Origin of the sequence: Qipengyuania rhodophyticola (assembly GCF_042493225.1) — a bacterium.
Taxonomy (GTDB): Bacteria; Pseudomonadota; Alphaproteobacteria; order Sphingomonadales; family Sphingomonadaceae; genus Erythrobacter.
This window is the reverse complement of sequence record NZ_CP170454.1, coordinates 370,061-382,955: the sequence shown is the minus strand read 5'-3', so window position 1 is coordinate 382,955 and position 12,895 is coordinate 370,061. Positions and strand designations below refer to the sequence as shown.

9 protein-coding genes are annotated in these 12,895 nt (G+C 55.2%); 5 read left to right on the top strand and 4 right to left on the bottom strand.

Annotated elements, in window-relative coordinates; genetic code table 11:
* Positions 1-123: 123 nt before the first annotated feature.
* The gene (locus ACFCXQ_RS01680; protein WP_379552460.1) at positions 124-2,049 is read right to left on the bottom strand and encodes an ATP-binding protein; all 1,926 of its coding nucleotides are present in this window, start codon (positions 2,047-2,049) and stop codon (positions 124-126) included.
* A 107-nt stretch (positions 2,050-2,156) separates the two neighbouring features.
* Here ACFCXQ_RS01680 and ACFCXQ_RS01675 point away from each other — a divergent pair, with 107 nt between their 5' ends.
* Positions 2,157-2,810, top strand: coding sequence for a LuxR C-terminal-related transcriptional regulator (locus ACFCXQ_RS01675; protein WP_379552459.1), 654 nt, complete (start codon positions 2,157-2,159; stop codon positions 2,808-2,810).
* A 34-nt stretch (positions 2,811-2,844) separates the two neighbouring features.
* On the opposite strand, the gene ACFCXQ_RS01670 is transcribed toward ACFCXQ_RS01675, so the two are convergent.
* Positions 2,845-3,846 carry an SH3 domain-containing protein gene (locus ACFCXQ_RS01670; RefSeq protein WP_379552458.1) on the bottom strand — a complete coding sequence of 334 codons (1,002 nt, stop codon included), beginning with the start codon at positions 3,844-3,846 and terminating at the stop codon, positions 2,845-2,847.
* Positions 3,846-4,826 carry an RICIN domain-containing protein gene (locus tag ACFCXQ_RS01665; RefSeq protein ID WP_379552456.1) on the bottom strand — a complete coding sequence of 327 codons (981 nt, stop codon included), beginning with the start codon at positions 4,824-4,826 and terminating at the stop codon, positions 3,846-3,848. The genes ACFCXQ_RS01670 and ACFCXQ_RS01665 overlap by 1 nt, the downstream gene beginning before the upstream one ends.
* A gap of 323 nt (positions 4,827-5,149) precedes the next feature.
* Between ACFCXQ_RS01665 and ACFCXQ_RS01660 the strand changes: the two genes are divergently transcribed.
* The 4 genes from ACFCXQ_RS01660 to ACFCXQ_RS01645 all read left to right on the top strand — a co-directional run bounded on the left by ACFCXQ_RS01660 (position 5,150) and on the right by ACFCXQ_RS01645 (position 10,717).
* On the top strand, positions 5,150-6,382 hold the full coding sequence (locus ACFCXQ_RS01660) for an NAD(P)/FAD-dependent oxidoreductase (RefSeq protein WP_379552454.1): 1,233 nt from the start codon (positions 5,150-5,152) through the stop codon (positions 6,380-6,382).
* Positions 6,383-6,632: 250 nt separating this feature from the next.
* Positions 6,633-7,670, top strand: coding sequence for a helix-turn-helix transcriptional regulator (locus ACFCXQ_RS01655; protein ID WP_379552452.1), 1,038 nt, complete (start codon positions 6,633-6,635; stop codon positions 7,668-7,670).
* 202 nt (positions 7,671-7,872) lie between these two features.
* Complete coding sequence (locus ACFCXQ_RS01650) at positions 7,873-9,243, top strand: hypothetical protein (protein ID WP_379552450.1); 1,371 nt, start codon at positions 7,873-7,875, stop codon at positions 9,241-9,243.
* Between the two features lie 16 nt (positions 9,244-9,259).
* On the top strand, positions 9,260-10,717 hold the full coding sequence (locus tag ACFCXQ_RS01645) for a hypothetical protein (protein WP_379552448.1): 1,458 nt from the start codon (positions 9,260-9,262) through the stop codon (positions 10,715-10,717).
* 276 nt (positions 10,718-10,993) lie between these two features.
* Here ACFCXQ_RS01645 and ACFCXQ_RS01640 read toward each other — a convergent pair whose 3' ends face one another.
* On the bottom strand, positions 10,994-12,715 hold the full coding sequence (locus tag ACFCXQ_RS01640) for a helix-turn-helix domain-containing protein (protein WP_379552446.1): 1,722 nt from the start codon (positions 12,713-12,715) through the stop codon (positions 10,994-10,996).
* Positions 12,716-12,895: the final 180 nt, after the last annotated feature.

Sequence of the window (12,895 nt, the reverse complement as noted above, 5' to 3'; positions counted from 1 at the left end):
CTAATCCCTCAGCCGCTTCACCAATCGGAACGGCTTTGTTGGATCTTGTTTAGGAGAAGGGGTGGCTGTCTAGAATGAGGTGAATACCCCAATCCTTTCGCTGGGGTCACACACTGTTAGGTACTAGCTTTGCGGGAGAGTGATTGTCGCGACGGTTCCCTCGCCAGGCGAGGATTGGAGCGCAAAGCTGAAGCCGTGCCGCCGGGCGAGATCATGAATTATTGCAAGGCCCAGCCCGTCGCCGTCTGAGGCTTGATCCTTCGCCCCGCGCTCTTGGACCGTCTGCAAGGTGGCCTCATCCATGCCGCGCCCATTGTCGCGCACCTCAATCAGGCAACCATCGTCATGCCGAACGGCCAAATGCACTTCACTGGCGTCCGCATGGCGCAGCGCATTGGCGATCAGATTGCTGACTGATCGGATGAGCGCGAGAGCAGGAACACGTGTTTCACATGGCGTCATCTGCGTAGTGAGTGTGATCCCTGATAGGGCGGCCTCGGCAGCGAACATCTCATCGACCGTCTGGACAATCAGGTCGAGCGAGTAGAGTTCTCCACTATCCTCGCTGAGCGTCGCACCGCGATTCTCCTGATCGCTATATTCATGCGTGAGCTCTTCGAGATAATCGATCGCTTCACCCAGCCGCTCTTGCAGGTCGGGTGAGAGTTTGTCCGCTTCTTCGCGAATTGAGGCACGCAGGCCGACCAGTGGCTGTCGTATGTCGTGACTGGCAGAGGCAAGCTGCTGCTTACGGCGCACGGCTGTTTCACGCGCCCGGGCGTAATCCCGCTCGGTTTGAAGCAATCGTTGGTCGGCCTTGGACTGCGCTTGAAGCGCGGCGATGCGCTCCTGGCTAAGACGATCACGTTCCAGTAGGCTACGTCGAATATCGACGATCACAATCACGAGCAGTGTCGCTGACACAGCAAGCCTCATCATGTCTCTGATGAAGTTCGAAAACAATTCTGGCACGATTGTGCCCACGAGCGCTGGGTCGACCAGAACAATAGCCAGCGAACAGGCGACAATCGACAAGACGGCAATCCGTCGCAGCCCCTTTGCGGTTTCGATACGCAAGGCGACTACCGCGACCAGACCAATGACCAGCCCGTAAAACGCGCCAACCAGCAATGCATCCCTTTGCAGGAAAAATGCCGATGCAAAGATCCCGATGGGAACGATCAGCGAGAGCACCTTCGCAAGCATATTTGTCTTGGGAGCGATAACGTCCCAGAAAGCGGCCATGATCATGAAAGCCAAGGTCAGTGAGATGAGCGTTATGCTGCTGCGCCACACGAGGCGCGCTTGCTCAAAGTCAGAGGCCAGAATGGTTGTGAAAAGTGAGACATCGCTCTGAATTGCAATCAGCGAAAACCCGATCGCGACGATGATCGTGTTTGGCCGGCGAGCTAAGATGCCCAATACGATCAGGCATGTCCCAACCGCCAGAAATGTGATGATCACTCCGGCTTTTAGCAAAGTCCCGATGATCTGATTGCGACCTAACTCCCCCTCTCGGAAGAGGCCAATCGACGGCCGGTCATCAAGCGCGAGATTGATCATCAGCAGTTCGGATTGGCCCGGCTCTAGTTCAAAGCTAGCAGAGTGCAAATAAGTCAGTTTTTGATGCAGTAGCTCATTGTCCGCCGTGGCTTCTCCACCAAGTATCTGGATCGTTTCGCCGTCGCTCTGTGCAAGATAGATGTCGGGCACGGTGTAGAATATACCGCCTAGGCCCACGCTTCGTCTGATAGGCCTCGAATTCTCGCTAGCCGCGCGTATGGGTAGCGCGATCCAGAGGTCCCTTTGCTCCTTCACGCTCGTGCGCTGAGGATTGAAGGTCGCTGTAAACTTACCTGCGTCGAATGCCGCCAGCGCGCCGTCGACATCGAACGATTGCCTCCCCGTCGAAACGAAGTACCAAGCCTTACCCTCGACTTGTTCGGCTGGCTGACCTTGCTCAAGAAGAACCGGGTCGGCCTGCAACGGCGCTGTCACATCTTGCGCATGCAGGACCGATGGCTCCGTTAGAGCCCCCAACGCCGCCATCACCCAAAGGCAAACGCACCGGATTATTGTTCCTGCCCCCATCATGTGTGATATACACGTCCTGCTGAGTTGCAGCAGGGGGTATTGTTAGTGGGGCGGTGGGCACCGTGACATTTGGCAAGGAATACAAGGCTGTGATCGCTGATGATCACGGCGTTATTCGCGGCGCTCTGGCGCGGCTGCTTGGCGATGCTGACGCACTTGCGGGATACCGCTTTGCCATAGCTGACGAAGTGGCTGACGGCATCCGGGCGATAGGCTCTGTACGCAAACACCAGCCCGATTTGCTGATGCTCGACGTCACCATGCCGCATGCTGGCGGGACGGAAGTTTTGATCGAAGCACGTCGCTGGGTACCAGAATGCAAAATCATCATTTTCACTGGTGTCGAGGCGAGCGGCAAGATTGCGGAGCTGGTTGAAGTTGGCGCGGACGGTGTCTTCTGCAAAAGCGATGAGCTGGACGAGCTCGGCGCTGCGATCCCGCGCATCATGGAGGGTGGAAGGGTGATCTGCCAGCGCTTCACGAAATTGCTGGAAGATGCCGCTGATCTTGAACCGCTCACCAGTCGCGAGCGGCAAATACTGAACCTCGTCGTTAGCGGGCAGACCAATCGCGAAATCGGCGAGACTTTGGGCATCAGTATCAAGACCGTCGATCGTCACCGCACCAGCGTGATGCGCAAGGCGGATGCGCGCTCTGCTGCGGAACTGATTGCCTATGCTCTGCGCGAAGGGCTCGTTGACGCCAACGCTGGCTAATTCGCGAGCAGCCGAGGTGGTCCCCAGTCGCAGACTATTGCAGATCTTCGACACTGACCCACCCTAAGACGCCGTATGCATCGCTGACGGGCAGGAATATCCCCTCAAGCCCGCCGATTGGTGTCAATTCCTGACCCGGGCGAATGGTGCGCACGGTCTCGGCCTGACGAGAGGGCTCTAGATAGAGGTTTGATTGGATCGCAACGATAACTGGCGGCGGTCCAGCAGGCTCAACTGGCTCGATAACAGCCGGTTCCATTGCGGCCATGGCTTCGGCGAGAGCTGCCTCCTGCGCTCGTTTGCCGACGCCCATTGCCTGAGCTTGCGTGACCATATTGTTGTACGCGATCACAAAGCCCTGGATCATCTCGCGGCCTTCTTCTTTCTTCGTGAAGCGCAGATCCGAGGACGCATCTTCAACAGCTTGCATCCAGAAACCTTCCGGCGTGCGCGCCATCGCATCATCGTCATCGTCGTGAAATTTCAACTTGGTCTTTTGGACAAGACCAGTGCCCGACGCGATTGGTGCACCCTCATTTGTGTCGATCAGGGTCAGGCCCGTGATCACTGTATTTTTCTTGCCGATCCCCACTGCACCGGCAAGCCCATTCACCACCGCGCCTGCAAGCGGTATCATCCCTGCAATGTCGCCAGCTGTCCCCATCCCGCTGCGATAGCCGCTGTTTTGGGCCATGGCCGCAGCATTGGCCACGCCAGCGCTGTTGAGGTTTGTAGCGGTGGCCACCTCAACCTTGTCGCCCGCCACGATGGTCAGCATGAATTGCGAAGCTTCTCCGCTGCTTGGCTCGTAAGGCGTGAAACATCCTGATTGACCAACCAGTGCTTTAATTATTTGCTTCGGGCTGCCCAGCTTCTTCTCGACCCAGCTACGCGCATCTCCTTCGATCACTGCTACAGTTCCCAGCGGCGTGTCGCATTGCACTAGCTCAATTGGCCGATGCTTGGAGCCAGCCCATGCGGGGTTGGCCATTAGCGTAGCAGCGAACGCGACGGCAAAGTGGTATGCCCGTGGCATCACATGCTCCAGCTTTGATTGTTACCGACAAAGCAATCCCAGATCTGGATCCTGCCGCCATTGCGCTTTGACTCTGGGCCATGCGCGTCCAGGCAGCGCCCCGTTTTAACATTTACGAAAGCTGTGCGCTGCTTGCCAGGCAACTGCTTGGTCGTCCAAATCTGCGCCTCGTTGCCATCGCAACCGAATGCGCGCACTGGGGCACCGTTATCGCTGCCAACCGCTTCCAGACACATGCCGCTGGCGGACATGATCATCCCGTCATCCTCAAGATAGATGAAACGCTGGTTGTTGCCACCGAGGCATTCCCAAACCCGAACTGTGCCGCCTTGCTGCCCTAAATCTTTCGTATCAAGATCGAGACACATGCCATCGCCGGTCGTGAGCGGAGCGGTGAACTCGATCTCGATCTCGAGTGCTTCAGACCGAGGCATGACGCCAAAACCTTCCGGCGTCAGCACGACTTCTTCGCCCTTTACCAACGCCTCAAATACACTAGGGTACGAGAGTTCAACCGGTTCGAGAGAGAACTTTGGTGCGAGCATTCCAGTCCCGCCACTGGCGAAAATGGTGCCATCTGCGCGGACAGTCCACTCCATTTCCCGCTTGAGCAGCTCGTCATATGCAGTGAACTTCTGCCGGTCGGTCTGGCGCAGCTTTGATGATGTGACCATGCCCGGATCGACCACCCAGACGAACAGATGCGTCCATTCTTCCATCGCGATAACGATGCCGTTTTCGACGATCACTTGTTTACCGAGTTCGCGCAGACGCCAGATGCCATCGATGGGAAGTGGCGTGCCCTCACCGTACTGCTCGTAGCTGGCCAGATCAGCACGCGCGCGCGTGTCCTGCGCATGCAGAGGCACGGTTGGCATGATCAGAGCGAATACCAAAACTGCTACTGCGACTAGCCATATTGGACTGACAAACCGTCCGAGCATTTGCTGCACTCCACCCACCGGCATCTCCTTCGTCATCTTGGTGCAACCTTGGATCACCAAGGTGGGAGTGTGAATGAGGTGAATGCCTCAATTGCTCGGCCCGTCGTTGCCGAAACTATTCTGAGCAAAATGACGTTGCGGCTGGGAAGCTCTGGGCCGTCCGGTTGTGGGTCGTGATCTGCCAGTCCGTTCTTGGGACAAATCCAGCTCAAGCCGACAAACCGCTCTTAGACGGTGACTGCTGAGCAGATTTGGTCTGCTTAGGGAGTGGAAGCGGACGTAACCTGCGCATGGCCTAGAGTTCTGCATTTAGAATGCTAAGCTTGCTTTCAGACTTCAGTCACATTTTGAGGGCGTATATGACAGGCTGGACGCGTAGAAAGGTATTGGCAGGGGGAGCAGCGACCACATTGGTGTCTGCGTGTGCTGACGGTAGCTTTAGCGAACAAAAGCGTGTTGCCGTCATTGGGGGCGGTATCATCGGCGCATCGATCGCTTACAACCTCTCTAAACTGGGCACTCAGGTCACCGTCCTTGAGCGTCATGACCTTGCTACCCGCGCAAGCAGAGGAACATTCGCTTGGCTTAATGCTACATGGGCAAAGCAACCTCGCCACTATCACAAGTTCAATCAACTGGGGCTTGCAGGCTGGCAAGAGCTCGAAAGCGAGCTGGATATCCCAATCAAGTGGGGCGGGTCGATTGAATGGTTTGGCAACAGCGAAAGGCAAGCTCGACTAGTCGAACAGATTGAAGAGCAAGTTGACTGGGGCGAACCGGCTCGAATGATCGAGATCGACGAGCTTCGACGACTCGAGCCAAATGTCGTTTTCGACCCAAATCAGACCGCTGCGTTCTCTCCTAACGATGGTGCGCTCGACCCCGTATTTGCGACGAGTGCCCTCATTGCCGCGGCGCAGAAGCTGGGAGCAAGCGTCAAGACAAACTGTGCGGTAAATGCAGTGAGGAGCCCTGTCGGCGACGGGACTACGATATTGGAAACCGATCAGGGTGATGTTGAGTGCGATGTGTTCGTCCTCGCGACGGGTGCGGACCCCAAAGCAACGCTAGCGCTCGGTGGTATAGACATTCCTCAGCGTTCAACCCCCGGTGTGATCGCCGTAACCCAGCCCATGAAACAATTGCTCAACCGCATTGTTGTTGCTCCGGGCGTCCACATTCATCAACGTAGCGACGGGCGCGTCATTCTGGGTGAGCAAGATGGGGCTCCCCAGACAGATGCTCATGCGCAGCGTCTCGCAAATAGGCCTAACAGCTTCCCGAGCCGCGAGCTCTCACTTCAACATGCAGGTCGCCTTCTGAGTGTAGCACAGACCTACATGCCAGCTATCGCAAATGCCGAAGTCGAGGAAGTCTACATCGGTTGGCGGCCATTGCCGCTTGATGGCCATCCAGTCATGGGCTTCTCTCCCGCGATGCAGTCAGCATACCTAGCTATCTCTCATAGTGGTGTCTCCTTGGCCCCGACCATTGGTCGCTTAGCTGCGCAAGAGATCATGGAGGGCATTCAGGTCGAAGCCTTGGCACCCTATCGGCCTGGCCGCTCATTCGAGGAAGTTCGGCGATACTGAGTTTGTGTGACAGCCTGACCTGCCCATCGCGTCGTCACACGTCAGCCAAAAGAACACGGTTTACGGGAACTCTGGTAGCTCCCTGTGGCCCGGTGCCTGAGCCCACCGCGACGGCCGGTGTGTGTCCGCTTTTTGACGGCTCGCGACCGACTGTGCAAGACAAGCAATTCGAATGTTTGGAAGCTGAGCAGCTATCGAAGGTTGGTTGAGTTGCACCGCATGTAAGCCGCTTCGTCCTGAGGGAGAATACGTGCTGTTTTTCGACGCGATAGTCAGATTCAGTGGAGTTAGTCTGCTGCTCCTACTCGCAATGTTTGCCTGGACGCATCGGCGTGATTGGGCAAGCGCACCCTATCTGGGTCTGTCCTGCATCAGCGTCAGCGCACTTTTGCTAGGCTATGCCCCGCCCGAACTTCGCCCTCCGGAACCGGTACTCATGCTCGTGCGGTTTTCAGATGCACCGCACCTTGTTTTTGTCTGGTTGTTCGCCCTATCGCTGTTTGAAAGTGGGTTTAAGCTACGTTTTGCGCATATCGTTGTGGGTGTCTTGTATACCGCTCCGATCGTATGGCTCAGGCTGTCGAACATCGGCTTTGCTCCGAAAATACCGGATTGGATCCTCATTTATGGGAGCATCACTTCTGTCGCGTTGATGGGGCACCTGGTATATGCCACATTACGCGGGCGCGCAGATGATCTGCATGAGCAGCGGCGTGCGGCAAGGGTCTACTTCGTCATAGTTGTTGTCTTATTCGCAGTAGCCGCTGCACTATCGGAGCTTCTGCCACGTTCATTCTCTGACTATAGATGGACAATAAAGGCGGTCTCGATCTGGCCTCCAATCGTCTTCGCCAGTGCATGGATGTTGAAGTTTGACCGTGCTGCGGTGCATTTCGAGAAAAAACCGAAGCCTTCAGAGACGCTGGATGCGCGAGACAAAGATCTCCTTAAAAAGCTCGAAAGTGCAATAGAGGACGGTCAGGCCTTTCGCGATCCCTCGCTGACCATCAAGGCTCTCGCTAAGCAGCTTGGGGTAAGTCAGCATCGCTTACGGCTGGTGATCAACACACATCTTCGTTATGCTAATTTCAACTCCTACATCAATAGCTTCCGCGTCGCAGAGGTGCAGCGCGCAATGGCCGCTCCCGATACCGCCCACCTGCCCATCATCACCTTGGCAATGGATGCGGGTTTCAAATCGCTGTCTCCTTTCAACAAGGCTTTCAAAGAGACCGCGGGCATTACTCCGACGGAGTTTCGCGGGACCCTACCAAACCGCGTCCAATGAGCGCGGAATCCGTCAGCTTTTTCGACAAATCGATAAGACCCGCCTCCATGTTTTAACTAACTCCCACAAGTGATGTGTGGCCCCAGAACGGCTCACATTCATGGCTGGGAGAGTGTTGATGCGCCTGAATATGATACTGAGTGTACTTTTCATTTTTAGCAGCGCACCTAGCATTGCTCAGACAGAGAGTGTGCGTACCGACGTGGCGATAGAAAGAGTCGTTGATGCCTATGGAGGTCAGCGTCTTGTCCAACTTCGGACTATCTCGATCGACAGTGATCGGCGCCTCGCCTGGCCAGGTCAGGGGCAAACAGCGGCTTTTGTGGAATTCGAGATTGATAGAGTGACCAAACACTTCGATCTGGTTTCGGAGCACGGTAGCGTCGAGCGATGGACTCATCAAAACGGGAATGTCTATCACAACCGCTATGTTGTGACCGCAAGTGGTGTGAGCACAATCGACTACTTCGACATGACCCAAACGCCCAGCGAAACGGGCGGCTATTGGCAGTGGTTCAGCGGTGATTACCGTAGTGCAGACACGCTGCTGGCTCATTTGCTCGCCACCAATCCGCCAGAAATCGAGTATGCAGGTGAGGCCACTTATCGCGGGCGGCATCACGATCTGATTGCTTTCACTGTAACTCCCGATTCACCGCAAGTGACGCTCTATATTGACCGCGATAGCGGGCTCATCCACCGGCTGGTGATGAAGCGCGAGATTGGTGAAGTGAACATTCTGTTTTCCGCGCACGCTAAGTCTGGCGGCATCGCCTTTGCAGGGGAGGTACATATATTTTTGGATGATGACCTGACCGAGTATGAGCAAACTCGGAATATCACATTCAACGAACCGGTTTCAGCCAAAATCGCAATCGAAGATGGGTTGACCTTGCCTGCACCAGCGCCGGACCTTTCAGAAATGACAGTTGATGAAATCGCGCCGAACGTCTTTGTTGTCGGGCGCGGCGACTACAGCCTTTTTGTCGAGCATGAAGGGCAGTTGCTCGGGGTCAATGCCTATGCTGGTCTGAGGGAGCGTTATCTGGCGCTGATTGCCCATCTCGGCAAGCCTACACCGCTTGCCAGTATGATCGTCACGCATCACCACAGCGATCATATGGATGCCGTTCTCGAAGCCGCTGCCTTGGGGGCTACACTGCATCTGACCGACCAGACGAACACGGTGCTGGAGGGACGGGACAACTGGCCAGACAATCTCAAGGTCGAGTTGCTCGGTCGCCGGTCCGACATTGGGCCACTTTCCGTCTTCGTGAAAGCGACCGGACACGCCACGCAAAACGCACTAGTCTATCATGCGGCCACAAGGACGTTATTTGCTGATGATCACTATCACGGCCTAGCGCGGGATGCCCCTAGCCGCATTCAACCGTCTGCACGCGAACTCCATGGAATCATTGGTCAACTAGAGCTGGATGTCGGCTTTATGCTTTCCGGCCACGCTCGCAAGGCGGAGATGTGGGAGGTGTTTGATCAAGCGGTTACGACCTCCTCAAATGACGTTTGTCCCAGCAACCGCGTCATTTGTAGCGATCAAAAAAGTGGCGGCTGATCCCGGGGAGGCAAGTATGCAACGTCCGACGTTTTACCGCTTTCTCCCACTTTTTATGCTGGCGTTCCTATGGGCCCTGGCAACCAACGCATCAGCAACTACCCCGGCATTGATAGCGAACAAGATTGTTACCGCATATGGCGGCGAGAAACTGCGCGATTTGCGGTCAATCCGCATTCAAGATGACGGGCTCTATTCCGAATACCAATATGGCTTCACCCCGAACTTCTACGAATATGATGTCCGAACCACCGATCTGGAGATCGATTTTGCCAGCCTTCGTGGAAGTTATGACTACCGGTTGACCGGAGATCGTTTTGCCTTTCACAACCGCACACTGAGCCTTCCAGACGGCATCGCACACATCTCCTACGCGATGAGAAATTATGAACCGTCTGCCTTCGAGAATTTCTATCAGGCGTTCGGCGCGTCGATGCGAACGTCGGACACGCTCATCGCAAAGCTGATCGCCCTCAACCCTGAAGGTGTTACGGCCATCAGACGATCTTCGTATCTGGGACGCGAGCATCACATCGCGCAGTTCGATTTTCCCGGATCGAGCCCTGTTGAGCTGTATGTCGATGCGAATACTGGTTTTCTGACACGAATGAACCGGCAAATGTCGGGACCAGCAAAGCTCACATATCTTTGGAGTAATCATGCACGCGACGAGGGCCTCGTATATGGGACACTCTTCCAGCTTCATGTGGATGATCATCTGGAGGCGGTTGTTACCAGGCGGCGTTTAACCGCCAATATGGTGACGGCATCTGCCTTCCGTATCGATTCTGGAATTTCTAGAGAACCGGATCGCCTTGAAATGGGAGGTCCATCGGACCGAGCCCTTTCCGATACGGTCCATCTTACCGGCCAGGACGGCAGTTATTCTCTGTTTATCGATGCTGGCGATCACATAGTGGCAGTTGGCACCACTCGTGGGTTTCGCGAGCGATTTGAACGCTACTCTGCTGCGCGGGGGCACACAAAGCCGCTCAAATACGCGGTCGCTGCTCAACATGCGGCCCCGCATCTTTCAGGTATTTCAGATGCGGTTGCATTGGGCGCGCGCATCATAGCTCATGCCTCACACGCTGAGACAATAGCGCGAACGATTGGTGCGGCTGCAGCTGAGCTACAGATCATCGCCTTGGATAGTTTTATGCAGATTGGAGAGGTGGAAATTCATGCAGTAGTGACGACGCATGCGGAGCAGCTCGCGTTAGTCTATCTGCCAGAGATCAGAGCAGTTTATCAAACTGATAGCTATGGCAATAGTTACGGGGATGCACCTGGATTTGCTGGCATCGGAGGTGTTACGCTCAAGTCGGAGATTGACCGTCTCAAACTTGACGTAGAAACGATACTGTTTGTCTATAGTCCATGGCCAGACAGCTATTCCAATTTTGGGGAAGCAGTCGAACGCTACGTTGAAAGACCATGCTATTCCACTCGGGCAATGTGCTCCGGCTGGTAAGTTACAGGTCTAATGGCAAGAAGACTTGGGGCCGAGCATGTGGGGAACTAGGATCAAAGGAAAAAGTCTTGTCGAAAAACGAACTCCAAGTTGCTGACTTGTGCGGTCCGAGAGCGCAAATTCAACTTCCGCAATTGGGTCGATTGCGGACTGTCAGCACTTTGTTAGCTGAACTGAAAGGCAGCCGTTCCGCTAACGACCCAGATTCAGACGCGAGGCACTGGATGCTTCGCCCACCCATTTCGAACCATAAATCGCGCGCTGTCGAGAGCACCCCTATGCAATCGCCGGTGTCTTTAGCGTTTTGCTAGGCGGTTCCTTGAACTCTTCTCGGTAAAGCTTGGCGAAATGGCTCGAACTCGCAAAGCCGGAAGCGTTGGCAATTTCGGCAACAGTATCGAATTGCCGCTGCAAGATCAGATCACGCGCATAGCTCAAACGGATAGATCGGATAAACGCAGCGGGCGCCAGACCTTGCGACTTCTTCAGCCTTCGGCCAAGGGTTTTCTCAGTGATGCCCAGAGCTGATGCTAAGGCGCCAGCACCAAATCCGCGGTGGTCGATATTTTCGATAACAGCCCGGGTCGCTCTGTCGAGAAAGCCTCTACTTGCCATAACTTCGACCGCCTCTGCCGTAGCTGATCCAATAGTTTCCAGTTCTGCATTCCTCTGTTGCTTTGCTCGCTCCACTTCACTGCGCAGCCGGACCGTTTCGGATACGGCCAAATTGCGCTGCTCCTGGATGGCATTGATCATGCTCGAAATCGCGAACATCATGAAGATGCCCTCGGCGATAGTCGACGAGGCGTAGCTCAGCGTGATCGGGCGCATCATGATCACCTCGAACGCCGATCCAGTTGGCACGACTTCGACCGGAAAGAGGAAGAAATACAGCGAGGAGAAGAGGCCAAGTGACAGAGCGAACAAAGACGCAAAGACCGGCACTGCCTGCTTCATACCTTTCAGCGCTTTGCGCCCCGATACAAACAGTAACACGAATGGGCACAATAAGAAGACAATCGGGAGCGGAGTTCCAGCCTCCCATGGGTCGGCCACTGCCCATATTGTTGCGGCCAATCCGATGCCGGTCAGCACATGAAACACCAACTGGCGTCTCTCGCGCGGGTCCGGATCGACGGTGAGCAGGATCCGGCAATATTGGATATTGGCCAGCATTACCAAGCCGGATGCAAACTCAATAACGCGCCGGACGTGTTCGATTGGAACGGTGATGCCCCATGACTGGATGAACCATCCATCATAAAGCGATGTCAGGCAGAACATACCGAACAGATAGATCGTATAATATTGGTAGAAACGGACATCGAAACGCCTGAACAGGATTAGACTGAAAACAATCATTATCGCGCAAAAACCGAGCAGCGAGGCGGATATGATCGTGAAAATGTCAGACCAGTCTTCCAGCATCCTTGCCGAACTGATTACCGGCGTGAGAGATGGCGCGTAGGTTCCCGACACACGGATATAATAAGACTGCCGTGCGCCGGGTGCGATGACGAAAGAAACAGCCGTTTTCAGGCTGCTGTTCTCATTTTCCTCGGCCGGAACAATGCGGCCATCGCGCATGACCGGCACTAGCGCACCGTCTACCTCTTCGTAGAGCGCGGCCTCATCGACAATCGTTTCCAAAAACGCGACGCCCCAGGTCTGCTCTTCTGCATGGGCGTTTGCAGCCTCAAACCTTAACCACAAAGCGCCGTCTCTTGAGGGAATATCGAACACTGTCTGGCAAGGCGCAAAGGTGAAGTCTTTTGCTGCAATGTTCTTCGCGTCGACATTTCCTTCGGGGTCGAGGAAATAACTCGTTGATAGCGGTTTCAACTGGCCCGCAGGTAGGTCTGCAAGAGAGTTGGTTGGTTCTAAAGCTTCGCTGCATGTCTCAGCGCCGGTTTGCGCGCCAGCTTGCTCCGGCATGATCGACACGAGCGACGCCATCGCCAGCAAAAAAAGCACAGCTTGATGCGACAATCTGATCACTTCGATTCCCTAGAATGGACGTGCCGGGCGAGAGCCATGGGTCCTATTTCCTGACTATGGCAAGCGTGTTTCAGACAAAATTGGATGCGTCTCGGACAATCGGACCTCCGCCTCTTTTCTCTTCTTCGGCGCTGCTTCTTAGACGCTCTCAGAAATGGGTCGGAACTGCAATGCCTGTGC